The sequence below is a fragment of the Acidovorax facilis genome (assembly GCF_050626955.1).
Taxonomy (GTDB): domain Bacteria; phylum Pseudomonadota; class Gammaproteobacteria; order Burkholderiales; family Burkholderiaceae_C; genus Acidovorax; species Acidovorax facilis.
The window spans coordinates 3,407,092-3,426,836 of the sequence record NZ_CP192460.1 but is presented as its reverse complement, the minus strand read 5'-3'; the positions used below and the strand labels follow the sequence as shown (position 1 = coordinate 3,426,836).

Here is a 19,745-nt window from a genome sequence, read left to right as displayed (position 1 = left end):
CTATCAAAAAATGAGTGTTATTCGATGTTCTGTACTTGCTCTCGCATCTGCTCGATCAGCACTTTCATGTCCACGCTGATGCGGGTCAGGTCAAGGGCGGCAGATTTGGAGCCCAGCGTATTGGCCTCGCGGTGGAGCTCCTGGATCAGGAAGTCCAAGCGCTTGCCCACCTCGCCGCCCTTCTTGAGCAGGCGTTCGATCTCGTCCAGGTGGGAGTCCAGCCGGGTGATTTCCTCGGCCACATCAATGCGGATGGCAAACGCCGTGGCTTCGGTCAGCGCGCGGTCGCGGGCGGCCTCGGGCAGGGTGGCACCGTCGGTCAGCGCCATGGCTTCCTTCCAGCGCTCCATGAAGCGCAGCCGTTGCTGCTCGACCAGCAGCGGCACCATGGGGACGGCCTGTTCGGCCAGGGCGCGCAATTGCTTGACCCGGTCCAGCAGCATGGTGGCCAAGCGCTTGCCCTCCCGTTCGCGGGCGGCCATCAGGGCGGTCAGGGCTTCTTCGGCCAAAGCAGGAACGGCATCGCTCCAGTCCTCAGAGCCCGATGGGGCGTTGGCGCACAGGCGCAGGGCGTCGGCTACCGTGAGGGGTGCCGCGGTCGGCAGCCATGCCTTGACGGAATCTTGCAAAGAATTGAGCCGTTGCAGCAGCCGCGCGGGCGGGTCTTGCAGGGTGTTGCTGTCCTCGTTCTCCAGGGCGGCGCGGACTTCAACCTTGCCGCGCTTGAGGCGGGCGGTCAGCAGGCTGCGCAGCGCGGGCTCCATGGCACGCAGTTCATCGGGGAGGCGGAACGAAAGGTCCAGGAAGCGGCTGTTGACCGAGCGGATTTCCAGCCCCAGTCTGCGTGATTGGGGCGCGCGGGTGTCGTTTTCAGCGCCAGTGGCAGATGCGCCATGCTGTGCGCTGGCGTATCCGGTCATGCTGTAAACTGGCATTGGACTTTTTGATGGTTGCTTGCGATCCGGCGATTATCCGGGTTCCGCTCCACCCCCGAGTCATCTTCGCAAAATATGTCAAAAATCAAGCCGGCTCCTTTGCCGCCCGATACCGCAATTGGCGGCTACCGCGTGGTGCGCCGGTTGTCTTCTGGCGGCTTTGGTGTGGTCTATCTGGCCCTGGATGCCGAAGGGCAACAGGTCGCCATCAAGGAATACCTTCCTTCGTCGCTGGCCACGCGTGCACCGGGCGAGCTGCTGCCCAAGGTGCAGTCCGAAAAACTCTCGCTCTACCGCCTGGGGCTCAAGAGCTTCTTTGAAGAAGGCCGGGCGCTGGCCCAGATCTCGCACGCTTCTGTGGTGAGCGTGCTCAACTTCTTCCGCGAAAACGAAACCGTCTACATGGTGATGAACTACCTGGAGGGTGCGACCCTGCAGGACTTCATCATCACCGCGCGCGACCTGAAAACGCAGAAGGTCTTCCGCGAATCCACCATCCGCTCGCTGTTCGACGAGGTGCTGCGCGGGTTGCGCATCGTGCACCAGCACAAGATGCTGCATCTTGATATCAAGCCGGCCAACATCTTCATCACCGACGACAACAAGGCCGTGATGATCGACTTTGGCGCTGCGCGTGAGGTGCTGTCCAAAGAGGGCAATTTCATCCGCCCGATGTACACGCCCGGCTTTGCCGCCCCCGAGATGTACCGCCGCGATTCGTCCATGGGCCCCTGGACCGATATTTACGCGATAGGTGCCTGCATCTACGCCTGCATGCAAGGCTTTCCGCCCAACGAGGCGCCCCAGCGCATCGAAAAGGACCGCCTCTCGCTGGCCTTGACCAAGCTGCGTGGCGTGTACTCCGACAACCTCATCGAGGTGGTGGAGTGGTGCATGGCGCTCGATCCGCTGTCGCGCCCGCAGTCGGTGTTTGCGCTGCAAAAGGAACTCAGCCGCGAGGGTGAGCGCCGCTACACCAAACTGACGGTGGCCGAGAAGATGCGCCTGCAGCTCGACACCCTGGTGTCCGACACCAAGAAGAATGTGCAAAAGGTGGGTGAAGCCACCGGTATCGGAGCCAAACCCAAATGAACCCGAAGCCCTCTTTGCGTGAGTCGCTATGAAATTCTCGGTTTTCCAGATCAGCCGCCGTGGTGGCCGCGAGAAGAACGAAGACCGCATGGGCTATTGCTACACGCGCGAATCGGGCCTGTTTGTGTTGGCCGACGGCATGGGTGGCCACCCGGAAGGCGAAGTGGCTGCACAGATTGCACTGCAGACCATCTCGGCTTTGTTCCAGCGCCAAGCCAAGCCGCAGCTCAAGGATGTGCAGGAGTTTCTGTCGGGCGCGCTGCTGGCGGCGCACCACCAGATCCTGCGTTACGCCACCGACAAGGGCATGCTCGACACGCCGCGCACCACGCTGGTGGCGGCGGTTTTGCAGGGCGGCACGGCCACCTGGGTGCATTGCGGCGATTCGCGGCTGTACATGGTGCGCGACGGTGATTTGCTCACCCGCACCCGCGACCACTCCTACATGGAGCTGCGCAACTCCCCACCGCCGGGCCTGGAGCGCATCAACCGCAACGTGCTGTTCACCTGCCTGGGCTCGCCCACCAAGCCCATCTATGACATCACCGGCCCGGTTTACCTGGAGCAGGGCGACCGCATTTTGCTGTGTTCGGATGGGCTGTGGGGCACCCTCAGCGACGAGGAGATTTCCACCCAGCTCGGCCGCAACACCGTGTCGCATGCTGTGCCCGAGCTGGTGGAAGACGCACTGCGCAAGGCGGGGGACAGCAGCGACAACGTGACCGTGATAGCTCTGGAGTGGGAGACGCCCGACGCCTTCGAATCCACCCAGGGCGTCTCGACCGACAGCATCAGCGACGACGTGTTTGCGTCCACTATCCAGGCAGGGCCACTCGATGGCCTGGTGGATGACCTGGACGATGCCGCCATCGAGCGGTCCATCGCCGAAATCAACGAAGCCATTCGCCGCTCGGCCGCACGGAAAGCATGACACCCCCCTGAGTCGCTGCGCGCCTTCCACCTTCTCTCGAATCGCTGTGCGATTCGGGAAAAGGGACACTGCCAGTGCACGCAAGGGAGACGCAGCTACGCAGCCTGGGCGGCCCTCGCACGGCGATCGCTGGCCTTGGCCGCGCGTTTCGGGCGAGCCTTTGGTCATGCACGAGGCACGCCCATTTTTCTACTGAAAATTCTATGACCACCTTCACCCGCACCGGCGACCGGGCCGCCCACCAGCTGCGCCCTGTGCGCATCACCCGCCACTACACCATGCACGCCGAGGGCTCGGTGCTGATCGAGTTCGGCAACACCAAAGTGCTCTGCACCGCTTCGGTGGAAGAGCGCGTGCCGCCCCACAAGCGCGGCAGCGGCGAGGGTTGGGTCACGGCCGAATACGGCATGTTGCCCCGCGCCACCCACACCCGCAGTGACCGCGAGGCCGCGCGGGGCAAACAGACCGGCCGCACGCAAGAGATCCAGCGCCTCATCGGCCGCAGCCTGCGCGCGGTGTTTGACCTCAAGCTGCTGGGCGAGCGCACCATCCAGCTCGACTGCGACGTGATCCAGGCCGATGGCGGGACCCGCACCGCTGCCATCACCGGCGCCTGGGTCGCGGCGCAGGATGCGGTCAACCAGCTGCTGGCCAGTGGCAAGATCACGCAGTCCCCCCTGGTGCAGCCCGTGGCCGCCATCTCGGTCGGCATCGTGCAGGGCACGCCGCTGCTGGACCTGGAATATGTGGAAGACGTGGACTGCGACACCGACATGAACGTCGTGATGACGGGCGCAGGCCACTTTGTGGAAGTGCAGGGCACGGCCGAAGGCGTGGCGTTTACCCGGACGGAGATGGACCAGCTGCTCGCGCTGGCCGAAAAAGGCATCGCAGAGCTGGTGCAGTTGCAGCAACGGGCGCTGCTGGAAACCCCCTAACCCTCTAACCTGATATTGCTCACTAATTGATAGCTGCTTGCGCTTGATGGATAAGCGCTAGATGCCAATTTGAATCATGAAAATCGTTCTAGCATCCAACAACCGTGGCAAGCTGGCCGAGCTGCAGTCCATGTTCGCGCCACTCGGGGTCGAGCTGGTTCGCCAGGCCGACTTGGGCGTGGGTGAGGCCGAAGAGCCATTTCGCACCTTTGTGGAGAATGCCTTGGCCAAAGCCCGCTTTGCCTCGGCCCACACCGGCCTGCCCGCCTTGGCGGATGACGCCGGTATGTGTGTGGATGCCTTTGGCGGCCTGCCGGGCGTCGATACCGCCTACTACTGCACCCAGTTTGGCTACGAGAAGAGCGACGACAACAATGTGCGCGCCCTGCTGGAGCAGTTGCACGGCGTCGCCAACCGCCGCGCCGCCATGGTCAGCACTCTGGTTGCCGTGCGCAGCCCGCAAGACCCTGAGCCGCTGATTGCCGTGGGCCGGGTGGTGGGCGAGATCACCACCGAACCCCGGGGCAGCAACGGATTTGGTTTTGACCCTGTGATGTTTATCCCCGAATTCGGCAAGACCTTTGCCGAGCTGCCTGTGGAAGTGAAGAACGCCCACAGCCACCGGGGCCGCTCGGCCGCGCAGATGCTGGCGCTGATGCGCGAACGCTGGCTGTAGAAGGGACGACAAGAACGTGGCCCACATCCCGATCACGCCGCAGGCGGAGGCCGAACCCGCCGTGGCGCGCGACATCCAGCACTACATGCGCCCCGGCCTGCTGCAGCTGCCCAGCCTGCCGCCCCTGTCGCTGTATGTGCACCTGCCCTGGTGCCTCAAAAAATGCCCGTACTGCGACTTCAATTCGCACGAGGCCCGTGGCGACGGAGCGGGTGACAACGGGGTGCCCGAGCAGCGCTACATCGACGCCCTGATGGCCGACCTGGAGGCCGCGCTGCCGCTCATCTGGGGCCGCACGGTGCACAGCATCTTCATCGGCGGCGGCACGCCCAGCCTGTTTTCACCAGCCGCCATTGACCGGCTGATCGGCGACATCCGCGCCCGCCTGCTCCTTGCGCCCGACTGCGAGATCACCTTGGAGGCCAACCCCGGCACGTTCGAGAAAGACCGCTTCCGCGCCTTCCGGGCGGCGGGCGTTACGCGGCTGTCGGTGGGGGTGCAAAGCTTCAACGACCAGCACCTCAAGGCCCTGGGCCGCGTGCATGACCGCAGCCAGGCCTTGGCGGCGGTGGAAGAGGCTGCCGCGTCGTTTGACACCTACAACCTCGACATCATGTACGCGTTGCCGGGCCAGACGCCGCAGGAGCTGGAGCAGGACATGTTGACGGCATTGGCCTTCAAGCCGCCGCACATCTCCATCTACCACCTCACCATCGAGCCCAACACCTACTTCGCCAAGTTTCCCCCAGCCATCCCCGAGGACGACCAGGCCTACGCCATGCTCGACCGCATCACCGAGATGACGGGCCAGGCGGGCATGGCGCGCTACGAAATATCGGCCTATGCGCAGCCCGGCCACCAGTGTTTCCACAACACCAACTACTGGCAGTTTGGCGATTACCTGGGCATTGGCGCGGGCGCACACAGCAAACTCAGTTTTGCGCACCGCGTGGTGCGCCAGGTGCGCTTTCGCGACCCAGGCCGCTACATGGACAACGCCCTGGCCGGCAGGGCTTTGGCGCAGGATGAAGACGTGCGCCGGGCCGAACTTCCGTTTGAATACATGCTCAACGCCCTGCGCCTGCGCGGTGGTTTTGCGCTGCAGGACTTCATGGATCGCACGGGTTTGCCGCTGACCACCATCGCCAAGGGGTTGAAGGCGGCCGAGAGCAAAGGTTTGATCGAGCGCGACCTGACCCATGTGCGCCCGACAGAGCGGGGCTTTGATTTTCTGAGCGACCTGCAGGAGCTGTTCCTGGCGGACTGACCGGGGCTACCTACAATGCCGGGGCGTCGCCGCTCTTGGCGCGGTTGGCGCTGCGTGCAGCGCGCCGTCCCCCGCGTGGTCAGCCGCAGCGCACCGCCACAATGCGGCCGTTGGCATCCACCTCCAGGTTGAGCCGCTGGGCATTGAATTCCTTGGTGATGATCTGGCCGGGGCGCAGGACGCGGGCCATTTGTGCGCCCGACCGCACCCGGGCTAATTCCACCACCGATGCCGTGCTGTTTTGCCCCACCACCGACTGGGCCGGCTGGGCGTTGCACAGGCCGCCTGGCGCGGGTTCTGCCGGCGCCGGGCTGCCAGAGGGGGCCGGGGGCTGGCCTTGGCTGGCGCAACCCGTCATCAGCGCCGCAACCACTAGGCTGCCGGAGATGCCAAAAGGGATTTTCGTCATGGGTGAGGCTCCTGAAAACAAGACCCTCACCATACCGGATGCCCTGTGAGCGCGGGTGTCCACGCGTAACACGGGGGGGAGGACTGTCCCTCCCGGTGGTTGTGGGTGACTTGATGAGGGTCAAGAAAATGTTGGCTGAATGCGACAGGCCGCGCGCCTCCCTCACACGGCGGGTACCCGGCGATGGTTTGCCGTAAGGCCCTGTCCGCACAATGGATTGTTGGTGGTCTGCGCTCCCCGCTGGGTGGGCAGAACACCGGGGCCAGTGTGGAGCGCGCTGGCTTCTGGCAACCGAGTTTGTGCAGCCCCGAACAACCATGTCCGACGATCCCATCTTCAGCCTCATCCACTCTCTCGGCGACACCCTGGATGGTCTGGACGTCGCCTTGTGCGCGTTTGACGAAAACGATTGCACGCTCGCATGGAACCGTACGTTCTTCAAGTTCTTCCCGGAGCATGAGGGGCATGTCTACGTGGGCGAGCCCTACCACGCCAATCTGCGGCGCTTTTACACCGAGCGGCTGGATGCGCAGGAGCTGCCCAATATCGACCGCTACATCGCGGCAGGCGTGGAGCGGCACCGTGCACAGACGCGCCCCTACAGCTTTGAGCACCGGGGCCTGCGGGTCCACGTATCGTCGTTGCCGATCGCCGGTGTAGGGCGCGTGCGGGTCTGGCGTGCAGAGGCGGTCCAAAGTCCACAAGAACAGGAAAAGCTGGACAAGGTGGGCGATGCCAACATCCACGAGCCCGGCTATCCGCGCAGCCCCATGGTGGAAAGTACAGAGCTTTTTGACCGCATTCCCGATGGCTTGATGATCTGTGGGGAGGACCAGCGCATTCAATGGGTCAACGAGCCGTTCATGCAGATGTACAGCCTGGTTGATCGCGCCGCTGCAACGGGCCTGAGCTTTGAGGACATTTACCGGGGGGCCTGGGCTGCGGATGGGCCGGGTGACATGGCGCCCTTTTATGGGGGGCTCACCATCCTGCACGAACACATGCGATTTGCAGGCGCACCGTTTGAGGTGCCCTTGCCCCGCAACCGCTGGAGCCGCGTGATCGCCAAGCAGGGTTTGGACGGGACCGTGTTCTATGCACATGTGGATATCACCGAGTTCAAGCGCCAGCAACGTCGGCTTGCCCAGGCCGAGCGCAGTGCCCGCGACAGCGAGGCGCAACTGCGTGAGAAGTCCATCCTGCTGGAAGCCACGTTGGAAAACATGGACCAGGGCGTGGCCAAGATCAGTGCCACGGGCATTGTGGAGCTGTGCAATCGCCGCGCGCTAGAGCTGCTGGATTTGCCCGTCGAACTGATGGCCTCCAAGCCCTCGCTGGTGAATGTGCTGGCCTACCTGCGCGCACGGGGCGAGTTTGACGGGGCATCGCAAGAGATCCAAGACCTGCTGCTGAACAGTGACGGCGGGGTCGATCAGCAGCAGGTCTATGACCGCCCCCGGCCCGACGGGCGCATCCTGGAGGTCCAGACCGTGCCCATCAAAGGGGGAGGTGCGCTGCGCACCTTCACCGACGTGACGCAGCGCAAACAGGCCGAGCACCGCATACGGCATGTTGCCGAACACGATGGACTCACGGGGTTGCTGAACCGCTCGGCCTTCCTGCAAACCCTTCAGGCGGCGGTGCCCGATGCGCGGCGCCAGGGTCAGGGCTTTGCCGTGTTGTATGTGGACCTGGACGGCTTCAAGCCCATCAACGACCGCTTCGGACATGCCGTGGGCGACCAATTGCTGGCGTGGGTGGCCCGGCAGCTCGCCCAGGCGGCGCGCGAAAACGACGTGGTGGCGCGGCTGGGTGGCGACGAATTTGCCCTGCTGCAGCGTGGCGTCTCTGACCGCGACAGCGCTCTTCGGCTGGGCGAGCGCCTGGTGCAGGCCATTGCCCAGCCGACGGAGATTGAATCGCATTTCATCCAGATCGGTGCCTCTGTAGGCATCGTGATGTCGTCCGCCGACGCCACGAACGCCGAAGAGCTGCTGCGCAAGGCCGATTCCGCGATGTACCTGGCGAAAGCCTCTGGGCGCGGTTGTGTGCGGATTTATGGTGCGTGACCGCCCAGCGTGTACGCGCCGGGTGAGCGGGCTTGGAAGACGTCCTTCAGAAAGTCGAAGATGTCCTACACACCTCGCTCACGGGGCGGCCTATTATTTGTCCGTCGATACCCCGTCGACATCCCTCCCGCTTGCACAAGCAAGTGTTCAGCCCGCACCCTGCGGGCTTTTTTTTGCCCGTTTCCCGTCGTGCCAGTGCCTGCACCGCTAACCGCAAGACATGGGGCTTGTCATGAAAGAGCAGGCGAATACTGGGTTCTTTGACCTCATCCTCTGCACGTTGCGCTAGGGGGCTGCATCATTCACAGCCAGGTGGGGTGTCATCGTGGGGCAACCGCTTTTGATTACAAAACCAGAATGATTCTGTACAAGCCCGGGGCGCAATTCATCTACAAGGGCCGACGTGTCAGCGTGGACTACGTCATCATCCGAAGAACGGGCCTGTGGGTCCGATTGGCCGGCAGTGAAGAGGTGTGCCGACCAGAAGATCTGACACCCATTTCGCCCCATGCTTCTGACTTGTCCGAAGGCCGCCACTGACGGCGGGTAGGGTGGTGGGGCGCAAAGCACAACGGGCCGAGAAGGCCCGTTGTGCTGGATGTTTTGGCGGAGACTGTGAGATTCGAACTCACGGACGGTTGCCCGTCGGCAGTTTTCAAGACTGCTGGTTTAAACCACTCACCCAAGTCTCCGGGAGGGAAGGCGCGAATTCTAGCTGACTGCGGGTGCTGATTTTTTCAGCATGCCCCGGGTCTCGATGAACTTAACCACATCGGCCACGCCTGCCAGGGTTTTGAGATTGGTCATCACAAACGGCTTGAGGCCCTGGGCGTTGGTGCGCATGCGGGTGGTGTCGGCGTGCATCACGTCCAGGTTGGCGCCCACGTGGGGGGCCAAGTCGGTCTTGTTGATGATGAACAGATCGCTCTTGGTGATGCCGGGGCCGCCCTTGCGGGGGATTTTTTCGCCAGCGGCCACGTCGATCACGTAGATGGTGAGGTCCGAGAGCTCAGGGCTGAAGGTGGCGGCCAGGTTGTCCCCGCCGCTTTCTACAAACACGATGTCGGCGTTGGGGAACTCGCCCAGCATGCGGTCGATGGCTTCGAGGTTGATGGAGCAGTCTTCGCGGATGGCGGTGTGGGGGCAGCCGCCGGTTTCCACACCCAGGATGCGTTCGGCGGGCAGGGCACCGCTCACTGTCAGCAGGCGCTGGTCTTCCTTGGTGTAGATGTCGTTGGTGATGGCGATGAGGTCGTATTCATCGCGCATGGTCTTGCACAGCATTTCCAGCAGCGTGGTCTTGCCGGAGCCCACGGGGCCGCCGATGCCGACGCGCAGCGGGGGCAGGTTTTTGGTGCGGTTCGGGATGTGGTGCAGTGTGTTGGTCATGGCGTAATTTACTATCAAATCAATAGCTGCTAGCGCAGGATTCGCAAGCGCTAGGAGCGAAAAAGTCTTGAATATTGCACTTCGTGCTGGGCGCTCAGGATGGCCAGCATCGGCGAAAAGGCCTGGCGCTCGCTATTCATCAGGCCTATGGCGTGGTCGGCGGCGGCAGGTATGGCATCGGCCAGTTTTGCGAGGATGCGCTGGCCTGCGCTTTGGCCCAGCTGCATGGATTTGAGGGCGGCCTGCACCATGTTTTCGGCCCAGCCGAAGGCGTAGGCCAGCAGAACATCGCGCACGGGCGCCTGGGTGGTGGAGGCGGCCAGTGCAAATGCCACGGGGTATGTGGGGGGCAGGGCGGCCAGGTGGCGGATGGCGGGCAGGGACTCTTCGTTACCCTGGTGCTGGTTGCGCAGCCAGTCGGTCATCGACCGGCCCATCTGCTCGGTCTGCAGGCGCAGTTCGCTGGTTTCGCGGGTGTGTAGCACCCAGTCGTTGAGTTCGCGCACGTGCGCCCAGTCGGCGCGGCGCCAGGCGCCTGCTGCTTTGGCGATGAGGGCCATGTCGCCGCGCGCCTGCGTGATGTGCAACTGGTCCAGCAGCCAGTCGCCCACGGCGGTTTCGCTGGCGAGGCCCGCGTTTTCAATGGCGCTTTCCAGCCCTTCGGAGTACGAGAACCCGCCCACGGGCAACGCGGGGGAGGCCAGCCACATCAGCTGCAGGAAGCTGGCGGCGGGCAGGGGCGCGGGGCGGTCCAGGCGCATGGAGCGGGGAGTCAGTGGTCGTGGTTGCAGTGGGGGCCGTGCACATGCCCCTGGGCCACCACGGGGATGGACACGGTGCGCCCGGGGCCTGGGGCTGCGGTGCTTGCTGCTGCGTGGCTGTGATCATGGCTGTGATCGTGATCGTGATCGTGATCACGATCGTGCCCATGGTCATGTCCGTGATCATGCCCACCATGGTGGTGGTGCCCGCCACCGTGTCCCGCCGCATAGGCCCCGCCTTCGGGTTCAAAGGGCAAGTTCTGCTCGGTCACGATCAGGTGCATCGCGCGCAGCATGTCGGCCAGCACGTGGTCGGGTTCGATCTTGAGGTGGTCGGGCTGCAGCTCGATGGGCACGTGCCGGTTGCCCAGGTGGTAGGCGGCGCGGGTCAGGTCGAAGGGGGTGCCGTGCTGTGTGCAGTGCGTGATGACCAGCACGGGCTGCGGTGCGGCGATGACGCGGACCATGGAGCCGTCTTCGGCCACCAGCACGTCACCGCCGCGCACCAGCGTGCCGCGCGGCAGGAAGATGCCCAGCTCGCGCCCGGCGGAGTCGGTGGCGGCAAAGCGGCTTTTCTGGCGCACGTCCCAGTCCAGCTCGATGGTGGTGGCGCGCTTGACCAGTACGGGCGCAAGGCCCTTGCCTTGGGGGATCAGTTTGGAGGCTTGGATCATGGAGATTCTTTGTTGCAGCGGGCAAACGCGCATTGTGTGCCAGGGGCTCAACCCTGGGGAGCGCGTTTGTTTACAGCGTACGGGTCATGAAGAAGCTGTAAGGGTCGAGGCAGTAGTCGGCAAAAGGGCCGCATTCGACGAAGCCGTTCTGCAGGTAGAGCTGCCGCGCGGGGTCGAAGAACGGTTGCGTACCCGTCTCCAGGCTCACGCGGGCAAAGCCGCGTGCGCGGGCCTCTTGCAGCAAATGGTTCAGCAGCTGGCGCGCAATGCCCCGGCCGCGATGGCGGGTGCTGGTGCGCATGGATTTGAGTTCAGCGTGGCCGGCATCGAGCCGCTTGAGCGCGCCCGTGCCCACCAGCATGTCGCCATCCCCTCCGGTCAGCCAGGCAGACCAGAACGCAATGTTCGGCTGGCGCAACTGGTCCATGTCCAGCGCGTGCACGCTTTCAGGCGGTGAAACGGCGCGCATGTCCACCAGGTGCTCTTGCATGAAGGCTTCAATGCGCGGGTCGCTCAGGTCGTCCAGGCGGATCATCAGATCTTGCAATACGGCGCTCATGGGACGTGGGCCTCAGAACAAAAAGTAGCGCTGCGCCATGGGCAGCACGGTGGCGGGCTCGCAAGTGAGCAACTGCCCATCTGCGCGTACCGAATAAGTCTGCGCGTCGATTTCCATCTTGGGCGTGTAACTGTTGTGCACCATGTGCTGCTTGCGCACGCTGCGGATGTTGCGCACCGCGCTCAGCGTTTTGCGCAGTCCGAAGCGCTCACCGATGCCCGCCGCCAAACCCGCCTGCGAGACAAAGGTGAGGGAGGTCTTGGTAACCGCTCCGCCAAACGCGCCGAACATGGGCCGGTAGTGCACGGGCTGGGGCGTGGGGATGGAGGCGTTCGGGTCACCCATCGCCGCCATGGCGATCAGGCCGCCCTTCAGGATCAGCGCGGGCTTCACGCCGAAGAATGCGGGCTTCCAGATGACGATGTCGGCCCATTTGCCCACTTCGAGCGAACCCACTTCATGGCTGATGCCGTGCGCAATGGCGGGGTTGATGGTGTACTTGGCCACGTAGCGCTTGATGCGCGTGTTGTCGTTGCGGGCGGTGTCACCTTGCAGGCTGCCGCGCTGCACCTTCATCTTGTGCGCGGTTTGCCAAGTGCGCAGGATGACTTCGCCCACGCGGCCCATGGCCTGGCTGTCGCTGGACATCATGCTGATGGCGCCCAGGTCGTGCAGGATGTCTTCCGCGGCAATCGTCTCCTTGCGGATGCGGCTTTCGGCAAAGGCCAGGTCTTCGGCAATGCTGGCATCAAGGTGGTGGCACACCATGAGCATGTCCACATGCTCGTCCAGCGTGTTGTGCGTGTACGGCATGGTGGGGTTGGTGGAGCTGGGCAGGAAGTTGTCTTCGCCCACCACGCGCAGGATGTCGGGCGCGTGCCCGCCGCCCGCGCCTTCGGTGTGGAAGGCGCAGATGCCGCGCCCACCCACGGCGGCAATGGTGTTCTCCACAAATCCCGATTCGTTGAGCGTGTCGCTGTGGATGGCCACCTGCGTGTCGGTTTCTTCGGCCACGTCCAGGCAGTTGCTGATGGCCGACGGCGTGGTGCCCCAGTCTTCGTGCAGCTTGAGCCCAATGGCGCCTGCGTTGATCTGCTCATGCAGGGCATCGGGCAGGCTGGCATTGCCTTTGCCGAGAAAGCCCAGGTTCATCGGGAAAGCGTCGGCGGCCTGCAGCATGCGCTCCATGTTGAAGGGGCCCGAGGTGCAGGTGGTGGCCAGCGTGCCGGTGGCGGGGCCGGTGCCGCCGCCCAGCATGGTGGTCACGCCGCTGGCCAGGGCCTCTTCAATCTGCTGCGGGCAGATGAAGTGGATGTGGCTGTCGATGCCGCCTGCAGTGACGATGTTGCCCTCGCAGCTGATGACCTCGGTGCCGGGTCCGATGATGATGTCCACGCCCGGCTGGGTGTCGGGGTTGCCGGCCTTGCCGATGGCGGCTATGCGGCCTGCGCGCAATCCAATATCCGCCTTGAAGATGCCGGTGTGGTCCACCACGAGGGCATTGGTCAGCACCGTGTCCACCGCCCCCTGAGCGTTGCTGCGCTGGCTTTGTGCCATGCCGTCGCGGATGGTCTTGCCGCCGCCAAACTTCACCTCTTCGCCGTAGCTGCCTGCGCGCAGCGTGTGATCGGCCTCGACTTCGAGAATGAGTTCGGTGTCGGCCAGGCGCACGCGGTCGCCCACGGTGGGGCCAAACATTTCGGCGTAGGCGCGTCGTCCAATGGTTGCCATGGTGGGGTGCTCCGCTTTCCGGTGGGCGATAAATACTATTGTTTTAATAGCTGCCAGCGCTTATCTATCAAGCACTAGAGGCCAATTTGGCTCAAATTTTGGTGGTTCAGTGCTACAGCGCACCCTGCGTCAGGCCCTGAAAGCCGTACACCCGGCGCTCGCCCGCGTAATCCACCAGCTCCACGGTACGCTCCTGGCCGGGCTCAAAGCGCACGGCGGTGCCCGACGCAATGTTCAGCCGCATGCCGCGTGCGGCGGCGCGGTCAAAGCCCAGGGCGTTGTTGGTTTCGGCAAAGTGGTAGTGCGAGCCGACCTGGATGGGGCGGTCGCCGGTGTTGCGCACCACCAGCGTGAGGGTGCGGCGGCCGGTGTTGAGCGGGTGTTCGCCGGGTTCGGTGAAGAGTTCGCCTGGGATCATTGCGTGCTCCTGGTGGGTCAACGGGTCAGGCCATTTGCGCGAGCAGCGCACCACCGAACACCGCCACGCCCGCACCTGCGGCGCGCGCCAGCCAGACATGGCGATGGCGCAGTGCCCAGCCCGCCGCGAGACCCGTGCCATGCAGCAGCACGGTGGCGGTCAGCATGCCCGCAAGGGTTTGCCAGGCGCTGTCGCTGCCTGCCAGTTCGTAGCCATGGGCCACGCCGTGGAAGACAGCGAACACGCCCACACCCAGCGCCGCCACCAGTCCGGGCACGCGCAGGCGCGACACGACCAGCAGACCGGTGACCAGCAGCGACGCGGCAATCATCGGCTCCACCGCAGGCAGGTCCGCGCCCTGCAGGCCCAGCACGGCGCCCACCAGCAGCATGGCCGCAAAGCCCACGGGGCCCCATAGCAGTTCGCGCCCGGCGCTGCGCGCGGCCAGGGCGCTCCACAGGCCCACGGCCACCATGGCGGCCAGGTGGTCCAGGCCGAACAGGGGGTGGGCAAAGCCGCTGAAAAAACTGTTGTGGATGTGGGATTCAGCGCCGGTATGGGCGTTGGCGCACGTGCTGATTGCGCTGGCAGCTATGAAAAGGAGAGCGGCTGTGTGGCGGTGTGAGAGTGCGATGCGCATGGGGGCTCCACAGAGAGAACGAGGGACAGAGAGAAAGGGGGTCAGACGATCGGTTGATGGACGGTGACCAGCTTGGTGCCATCGGGGAACGTGGCCTCGATCTGGATGTCCGGAATCATCTCGGCGATACCGTCCATCACATCGGCGCGGGTCAGCACGCTGCGGCCCTCGCTCATCAATTGCGCCACGGTTTTCCCGTCGCGCGCACCCTCCATCACGGCGGCGCTGATCAGGGCCACGGCCTCGGGGTAGTTCAGCTTGAGGCCCCGGGCCTTGCGGCGTTCTGCCAGCAGGGCGGCGGTAAAGATCAGCAGCTTGTCTTTTTCGCGAGGGGTGAGTTCCATGGTGTACCGGGTGATCTAGTGGAAGCGAGCCCATCTTAGGCAGCAAGCCCCGTGCCCGCCATACGTCATCTGGCGCAGGGGCTGTGCTCATGTGGGTTGGCAGTGGCATGGAAACTGCACCGGAATGGGTTAACGCCGCCATTGCCCATGCCTTCTCACGCCGCTTCTATCGCCCCCGCTGACGCCGCACCGTTGCAGCCGACAGAGCCGGGCATGGCTGCACATGAACCCCAGCAGGCCCCGCAACAGGTGGTCAAGGTCCGACGCGACTACAACAGCTGGGTCGCCACCGAGACCATGGAGGACTACGCACTGCGCTACACCCCGCAGCGCTTTCGCAAATGGTCTGAATGGCGCGTGGCCAACACAGCGTTCGGGGCTGCGTCTTTCCTGATACTGGAAGCCGTGGGCGCCACGCTGCTGGTGCAGTACGGTTTCATCAACGCCTTCTGGGCCATCGTGGCCACGGGGCTCATCATCTTTCTGGCAGGACTGCCCATCAGCGTGTACGCCGCGCGCTACGGGGTGGACATGGACCTGCTCACGCGCGGCGCGGGTTTTGGCTACATCGGCTCCACGCTCACCTCGCTGATCTACGCGAGCTTCACCTTCATCTTCTTCGCGCTGGAGGCTGCGGTGATGGCCTATGCGCTGGAGCTGGCGCTCGACATCCCGCCCACCTGGGGCTACCTGATCTGCGCCATTGTGGTGATTCCGCTGGTCACCCACGGCGTGTCGGCCATCAGCCGCCTGCAGATGTGGACACAGCCGCTGTGGCTGGTGATGCTGGTGGTGCCGTTTGTGTATGTGATCGTGCGCGATCCTGGTGCGTTTTCCGGCATCGTGCACTACGGTGGTGAATCAATGCGGGGCGCCACATTCCAACTGCCCTTGTTTGGTGCGGCGCTCACGGTCGGTATTGCGCTCATTACCCAGATGGGGGAGCAGGCCGACTACCTGCGCTTCATGCCCGCATCCACCCCCGCCACACGTGGGCGCTGGTGGCTGGGCGTGCTGGTGGGCGGGCCGGGCTGGGTGGTGCTGGGCGTGCTCAAGATGCTGGGCGGCGCGCTGCTGGCTTATCTGGCGCTCACGCACATGGTGCCTGCCGAGCGTGCGGTGGACCCCAACCAGATGTACCTGGCCGCGTATGAATACGTGTTCCCCCACTACGGCTGGGCGGTGGCGGCCACGGCGTTGTTTGTGGTGGTCTCGCAGCTCAAGATCAATGTGACCAACGCCTACGCAGGCTCGCTGGCGTGGTCGAACTTCTTTTCGCGCCTTACCCACAGCCACCCGGGGCGCGTGGTGTGGGTGGTGTTCAACACCCTCATCGCCTTCATGCTGATGGAGATGAACGTGTTCCGCGCCATGGGCGAGGTGCTGGGGCTGTACTCCAACATCGCCATCGCCTGGATCATGTCGGTGGTGGCCGACCTCGTCATCAACAAGCCGCTGGGCCTGTCGCCCAAGGGCATCGAGTTCAAGCGCGCGCATCTGTACGACATCAACCCAGTGGGCGTGGGCTCGATGGCGCTCGCGTCGATCCTGTCCATCAGCGCGCACCTGGGCCTGTTCGGACCGCTGCCGCAGGCGTTCTCGGCGGTGATTGCGATGGCGGTGGCCTTTGTCACCGCACCGCTCATTGCCTGGGCCACTGGAGGGCGCTACTACATTGCGCGCCAGCCCGATCCCGCTGCGGTGACCGATGTGGTGGCGGTGCCCATGCACGGTCCGGTCAGCGGCAAACAAGGTGCTGACCTGGGCAGCTATGTGCGTTACACCGTGCAGCGCTGCGTGATCTGCGAGCGCGAGTACGAAGCCCCGGACATGGCCCAGTGCCCTGCTTACCGGGGGGCTATCTGCTCGCTGTGCTGCACGCTCGATGCGCGCTGCGGCGACCTTTGCAAACCCCACGCCAGTATGGCGGTGCAATGGTCCGCCGCGCTGCGCTGGGTGCTGCCGCGCGCCATGTGGCGCTATCTGGACACGGGCCTGGGGCACTTCCTGCTGCTGATGCTGGTGATAGCGCCGCTGCTGGCCTCGGTGATGGGGCTGCTGTACCACCAGGAGCTCAACACCATCGCCCAGGCGGCCACTGACACCGAGGTGATGGCGGCACCCGAAGTGGCGCTGCGCTCGGGCCTGCTCAAGGCCTATCTTGCACTGCTGGTCATTTCGGGCATCGTGGCCTGGTGGCTGGTGCTGGCGCACAAAAGCCGCCAGGTGGCGCAGGAGGAATCCAATCGGCAGACGGGCCTATTGGTGCGCGAGATCGAGCTGCACCGCCAGACCGACGAGGCCCTGCAGACCGCGCGCAGCGTGGCCGAGCAGGCGCGCCAGGTGGCCGAAGAAGCCAAGCGCGCCGCCGACCAGGCCAACCACGCCAAAAGCCGCTACATCAGCGCCATCAGCCACGAGATCCGCACGCCGCTCAACTCCATCTTGGGCTACGCGCAGCTCATGGGCGAGGACGCGGGAGTGCCCCCGCACCGCAAGCAGGCGGTGCATGTGATCCGCCGGGGCGGCGAGCACCTGCTCTCGCTCATCGAGGGCACGCTCGATATTGCGCGCATCGAATCCGGCAAGCTCACGCTGGACGTGACGCCCATGCGTTTTGCCGATGGCCTGCACGAGATGGCCAGCCTGTTTGAACTGCAGGCCGCGGCCAAGGGCCTGGCCTTCCAGTTTGATGTGCTGGGCGTGATTCCGGAAGTGGTGCGTGCCGACGAAAAGCGCCTGCGCCAGATCCTCATCAACCTGCTGGGCAACGCCGTCAAATTCACCGCGCACGGCACCGTCACGCTGCGCGTGCGCTATGCACGCGAAATGGCGCGCATCGAGGTGCAGGACACCGGACCAGGCCTCACGTCCGAGGAGATCGAGCGCATCTTCGAGCCCTTTGCGCGCGGCGGCTCGGGCGGTGGCAACACCGCGGCCGCGCCGGGCGCAGGCCTGGGCCTGACCATTGCCAAGATGCTCACCGCGCTCATGGGCGGCGAGCTGACGGTGAGCAGCACCCCAGGCGTGGGCTCGGTGTTCCACGTCAAGCTGTTTCTGCCCGAGGTGCATGGGGATGCGCTGGGCAAGGCGGCGGCGCCTGTGGCTGTGCGAGCCCAGCGCGCGCGCAGAGGGTATGCCGGCGAGCGCCGCCGCATCCTGGTCGTGGACAACGAAGAGCCCGACCGCGAGCTGCTGGTGCAACTGCTCGAACCCCTGGGCTTTGAGCTGCGCCAGGCGGCCAGCGGCCATGATGCGCTGGATCTGCTGGCCACCGGCTACCGGCCGCACGCCATCTTCATGGACCTGGCCATGCCGGGCATCGACGGGTGGGAGACTTTGCGGCGCGTGCGGCAGATGCGGTTGCCGAACGTGCATTGCGCCATTGTTTCCGCCAATGCGTTTGACAAGGCGCTGGACAACGACGTGGAGATCCGCCCCGAAGACTTCATCGTCAAGCCCGTGCGCCACAGCGAGCTGCTCGATTGGCTGGAGCGCCGTTTGGGGTTGCAGTGGCAATACGGCGAAGCCAATACGACCCCCGCCTTGCCTGCGGCAGCGGATGCGCCCCTCACGTACCCCGACACCACCGCCCTTGCCGCCTTGGCCCAGGCGGTGTCTTTGGGCTACTACCGTGGCATCCTCAACACGCTGGACGACATTGAACGCAGCCAGCCCGCGCACAGCGCTTTTGTGGGCACCATGCGGCAGCTGGCCAAGCAGTTCCAGTTCGATGCCATGGGCCAGATCCTGGAGCAGGCACCCTCGTGATGACCACCGCCAACCCATCTTCCTTGCACGCGTCTGCAGCGCCCGGTGCAGCGCTGGACCGCACCGACAGCGACGTGGTGCTGATCGTGGACGACGTGCCCGACAACCTGGCCGTGCTGCACGACGCGCTGGATGAATCGGGCTACACCGTGCTGGTCGCCACGCATGGCGAGGCGGCCTTGCAGCGTGCCGCGCAGGCCCTGCCCGACATTGTGCTGCTCGACGCCATGATGCCCGGCATGGACGGTTTTGAAGTGGCGCGGCGCCTGAAGGCATCGCCCGCCACGGCGCACATCCCCATCATCTTCATGACCGGCCTGACCGAGACCGAGCACCTCGTGGCCGCGCTGGAGGCGGGTGGCGTGGACTACGTCACCAAGCCCATCAAGCCCCGCGAGGTGATGGCGCGCATGGGCGTGCACCTGGGCGCAGCCCGCAAGGCCCGGCAGGACGCCCGCCAGGCCCGCGAGGCGCGCAACGCGCTCGATGCGTTTGGCTACGCCAGCATCACCGTGCGTGCGTCGGACGGCCGCATCGTCTGGCAAACCCCGCTGGCGCGCGAGCTGCTGCAAAGCTACTTTGGTGAAGTGAGCCCCGATGGCACGCCCACCGCCTTTGGCCAATGGGCGCCCGAGGCGGTGCAGGCCTGGCTGCGTCGCCATGTGCTGGCCGACAACGCGGCCGAGCTGCTGGCTGCATCGCTGGCCGAGCCTCCCCGCCTGGCTGTGGAGCAGGGCGCCCGCCGCCTCACCTTCCGGCTGCACCAGCAGGCGGGGGACAGCGCCGGCGGCGGCGACTGGCTCATCGTGATGCGCGAGGTGTCCGACGCAAAAATCATCGAATCCATGAGCCTGTCCTTCAAGCTCACCGCGCGCGAGGCCGAGGTGCTGTACTGGGTGGTCAAGGGCAAGATCAACCGCGACATCGGCGACATCCTGGGCGCGAGCCCCGCCACGGTGAAGAAACACCTGGAGCGCGTGTTCGCCAAGCTGGGGGTGGAGACGCGCACTGCGGCGGCGGCGATGGCGATGAACCGCATCCGGCAGCTGCACCCGCAGTTTGAGGGATAGATTTTTGGTGTTTTTGGCCGCTAGCGCTTGTTGCTAAAGCGCTGGTAGCTATGAATTTTGAAGAGCCAGTG

At 64.7% G+C, this 19,745-nt stretch carries 19 protein-coding genes and 1 tRNA gene; 9 read left to right on the top strand and 11 right to left on the bottom strand.

Translation table 11 applies throughout. The features are described 5' to 3' along the window. Positions 1-17 precede the first annotated feature (17 nt). Positions 18-935, bottom strand: coding sequence for a YicC/YloC family endoribonuclease (locus ACQ4MJ_RS15640; RefSeq protein WP_121422508.1), 918 nt, complete (start codon positions 933-935; stop codon positions 18-20). 75 nt (positions 936-1,010) lie between these two features. Between ACQ4MJ_RS15640 and ACQ4MJ_RS15635 the strand changes: the two genes are divergently transcribed. The 5 genes from ACQ4MJ_RS15635 (at position 1,011) to hemW (ending at position 5,839) form a co-directional block, all read left to right on the top strand. Beyond that, positions 1,011-2,027, top strand: coding sequence for a serine/threonine protein kinase (locus ACQ4MJ_RS15635; RefSeq protein WP_008905072.1), 1,017 nt, complete (start codon positions 1,011-1,013; stop codon positions 2,025-2,027). A gap of 28 nt (positions 2,028-2,055) precedes the next feature. After that, complete coding sequence (locus ACQ4MJ_RS15630; RefSeq protein ID WP_431152021.1) at positions 2,056-2,958, top strand: PP2C family protein-serine/threonine phosphatase; 903 nt, start codon at positions 2,056-2,058, stop codon at positions 2,956-2,958. Positions 2,959-3,161: 203 nt separating this feature from the next. After that, the gene (gene rph / locus ACQ4MJ_RS15625) at positions 3,162-3,896 is read left to right on the top strand and encodes a ribonuclease PH (RefSeq protein WP_121507388.1); all 735 of its coding nucleotides are present in this window, start codon (positions 3,162-3,164) and stop codon (positions 3,894-3,896) included. Between the two features lie 76 nt (positions 3,897-3,972). Further along, positions 3,973-4,572, top strand: coding sequence for an RdgB/HAM1 family non-canonical purine NTP pyrophosphatase (rdgB, locus tag ACQ4MJ_RS15620; RefSeq protein ID WP_055399032.1), 600 nt, complete (start codon positions 3,973-3,975; stop codon positions 4,570-4,572). A 16-nt stretch (positions 4,573-4,588) separates the two neighbouring features. Beyond that, entirely contained in the window at positions 4,589-5,839 is a 1,251-nt protein-coding gene (gene hemW, locus ACQ4MJ_RS15615) for a radical SAM family heme chaperone HemW (protein ID WP_431152022.1), read from the top strand. Between the two features lie 79 nt (positions 5,840-5,918). Here hemW and ACQ4MJ_RS15610 read toward each other — a convergent pair whose 3' ends face one another. Further along, positions 5,919-6,248: an I78 family peptidase inhibitor gene (locus ACQ4MJ_RS15610; protein WP_121507385.1), complete on the bottom strand. Its 330-nt coding sequence runs from the start codon at positions 6,246-6,248 to the stop codon at positions 5,919-5,921. Positions 6,249-6,565: 317 nt separating this feature from the next. On the opposite strand from ACQ4MJ_RS15610, the gene ACQ4MJ_RS15605 reads away from it, so the two are divergent. After that, entirely contained in the window at positions 6,566-8,317 is a 1,752-nt protein-coding gene (locus tag ACQ4MJ_RS15605) for a diguanylate cyclase domain-containing protein (RefSeq protein WP_431152024.1), read from the top strand. A 357-nt stretch (positions 8,318-8,674) separates the two neighbouring features. Further along, entirely contained in the window at positions 8,675-8,857 is a 183-nt protein-coding gene (locus ACQ4MJ_RS15600) for a hypothetical protein (protein WP_431152026.1), read from the top strand. A 64-nt stretch (positions 8,858-8,921) separates the two neighbouring features. On the opposite strand, the gene ACQ4MJ_RS15595 is transcribed toward ACQ4MJ_RS15600, so the two are convergent. The 9 genes from ACQ4MJ_RS15595 to ACQ4MJ_RS15555 all read right to left on the bottom strand — a co-directional run bounded on the left by ACQ4MJ_RS15595 (position 8,922) and on the right by ACQ4MJ_RS15555 (position 14,833). Next, a tRNA-Ser gene (locus ACQ4MJ_RS15595) sits at positions 8,922-9,009 on the bottom strand. A 19-nt stretch (positions 9,010-9,028) separates the two neighbouring features. Continuing rightward, positions 9,029-9,706, bottom strand: a complete 678-nt coding sequence (ureG, locus tag ACQ4MJ_RS15590) for an urease accessory protein UreG (protein WP_228898687.1) — start codon at positions 9,704-9,706, stop codon at positions 9,029-9,031. A gap of 50 nt (positions 9,707-9,756) precedes the next feature. Then, entirely contained in the window at positions 9,757-10,467 is a 711-nt protein-coding gene (locus ACQ4MJ_RS15585) for an urease accessory protein UreF (protein WP_431152028.1), read from the bottom strand. An 11-nt stretch (positions 10,468-10,478) separates the two neighbouring features. Beyond that, positions 10,479-11,141 (bottom strand): urease accessory protein UreE, encoded by a 663-nt coding sequence (gene ureE, locus ACQ4MJ_RS15580; protein WP_431152029.1) that lies wholly within the window; start codon positions 11,139-11,141, stop codon positions 10,479-10,481. A 70-nt stretch (positions 11,142-11,211) separates the two neighbouring features. After that, complete coding sequence (locus tag ACQ4MJ_RS15575) at positions 11,212-11,700, bottom strand: GNAT family N-acetyltransferase (RefSeq protein WP_431152030.1); 489 nt, start codon at positions 11,698-11,700, stop codon at positions 11,212-11,214. 12 nt (positions 11,701-11,712) lie between these two features. Continuing rightward, complete coding sequence (gene ureC / locus ACQ4MJ_RS15570; RefSeq protein WP_431152032.1) at positions 11,713-13,431, bottom strand: urease subunit alpha; 1,719 nt, start codon at positions 13,429-13,431, stop codon at positions 11,713-11,715. A 112-nt stretch (positions 13,432-13,543) separates the two neighbouring features. Beyond that, complete coding sequence (locus ACQ4MJ_RS15565) at positions 13,544-13,849, bottom strand: urease subunit beta (RefSeq protein WP_431152034.1); 306 nt, start codon at positions 13,847-13,849, stop codon at positions 13,544-13,546. A gap of 25 nt (positions 13,850-13,874) precedes the next feature. Beyond that, complete coding sequence (locus ACQ4MJ_RS15560) at positions 13,875-14,489, bottom strand: HupE/UreJ family protein (protein ID WP_431152035.1); 615 nt, start codon at positions 14,487-14,489, stop codon at positions 13,875-13,877. 41 nt (positions 14,490-14,530) lie between these two features. Then, entirely contained in the window at positions 14,531-14,833 is a 303-nt protein-coding gene (locus ACQ4MJ_RS15555) for an urease subunit gamma (protein WP_431152036.1), read from the bottom strand. Positions 14,834-14,980: 147 nt separating this feature from the next. Between ACQ4MJ_RS15555 and ACQ4MJ_RS15550 the strand changes: the two genes are divergently transcribed. Together ACQ4MJ_RS15550 and ACQ4MJ_RS15545 are read left to right on the top strand one after the other, a co-directional pair. Continuing rightward, positions 14,981-18,604, top strand: a complete 3,624-nt coding sequence (locus ACQ4MJ_RS15550) for a hybrid sensor histidine kinase/response regulator (RefSeq protein ID WP_431152038.1) — start codon at positions 14,981-14,983, stop codon at positions 18,602-18,604. Then, complete coding sequence (locus tag ACQ4MJ_RS15545; protein WP_228898667.1) at positions 18,604-19,674, top strand: response regulator; 1,071 nt, start codon at positions 18,604-18,606, stop codon at positions 19,672-19,674. The genes ACQ4MJ_RS15550 and ACQ4MJ_RS15545 overlap by 1 nt, the downstream gene beginning before the upstream one ends. The last annotated feature ends 71 nt before the right edge of the window (positions 19,675-19,745 follow it).

Bases quoted from the DNA above. Each gene is read 5' to 3' on its own strand.
- ACQ4MJ_RS15560 (WP_431152035.1), bottom strand. From the start codon at position 14,489: ATGCGCATCGCACTCTCACACCGCCACACAGCCGCTCTCCTTTTCATA.
- ACQ4MJ_RS15610 (WP_121507385.1), bottom strand. From the start codon at position 6,248: ATGACGAAAATCCCTTTTGGCATCTCCGGCAGCCTAGTGGTTGCGGCG.
- ureG (WP_228898687.1), bottom strand. From the start codon at position 9,706: ATGACCAACACACTGCACCACATCCCGAACCGCACCAAAAACCTGCCC.
- ACQ4MJ_RS15640 (WP_121422508.1), bottom strand. From the start codon at position 935: ATGCCAGTTTACAGCATGACCGGATACGCCAGCGCACAGCATGGCGCA.
- ACQ4MJ_RS15630 (WP_431152021.1), top strand. From the start codon at position 2,056: ATGAAATTCTCGGTTTTCCAGATCAGCCGCCGTGGTGGCCGCGAGAAG.
- ACQ4MJ_RS15555 (WP_431152036.1), bottom strand. From the start codon at position 14,833: ATGGAACTCACCCCTCGCGAAAAAGACAAGCTGCTGATCTTTACCGCC.
- ACQ4MJ_RS15585 (WP_431152028.1), bottom strand. From the start codon at position 10,467: ATGCGCCTGGACCGCCCCGCGCCCCTGCCCGCCGCCAGCTTCCTGCAG.
- rdgB (WP_055399032.1), top strand. From the start codon at position 3,973: ATGAAAATCGTTCTAGCATCCAACAACCGTGGCAAGCTGGCCGAGCTG.
- ACQ4MJ_RS15565 (WP_431152034.1), bottom strand. From the start codon at position 13,849: ATGATCCCAGGCGAACTCTTCACCGAACCCGGCGAACACCCGCTCAAC.
- ureC (WP_431152032.1), bottom strand. From the start codon at position 13,431: ATGGCAACCATTGGACGACGCGCCTACGCCGAAATGTTTGGCCCCACC.
- rph (WP_121507388.1), top strand. From the start codon at position 3,162: ATGACCACCTTCACCCGCACCGGCGACCGGGCCGCCCACCAGCTGCGC.
- ACQ4MJ_RS15550 (WP_431152038.1), top strand. From the start codon at position 14,981: ATGCCTTCTCACGCCGCTTCTATCGCCCCCGCTGACGCCGCACCGTTG.
- ACQ4MJ_RS15635 (WP_008905072.1), top strand. From the start codon at position 1,011: ATGTCAAAAATCAAGCCGGCTCCTTTGCCGCCCGATACCGCAATTGGC.
- ACQ4MJ_RS15600 (WP_431152026.1), top strand. From the start codon at position 8,675: ATGATTCTGTACAAGCCCGGGGCGCAATTCATCTACAAGGGCCGACGT.
- ACQ4MJ_RS15605 (WP_431152024.1), top strand. From the start codon at position 6,566: ATGTCCGACGATCCCATCTTCAGCCTCATCCACTCTCTCGGCGACACC.
- ACQ4MJ_RS15575 (WP_431152030.1), bottom strand. From the start codon at position 11,700: ATGAGCGCCGTATTGCAAGATCTGATGATCCGCCTGGACGACCTGAGC.
- ureE (WP_431152029.1), bottom strand. From the start codon at position 11,141: ATGATCCAAGCCTCCAAACTGATCCCCCAAGGCAAGGGCCTTGCGCCC.
- ACQ4MJ_RS15545 (WP_228898667.1), top strand. From the start codon at position 18,604: ATGACCACCGCCAACCCATCTTCCTTGCACGCGTCTGCAGCGCCCGGT.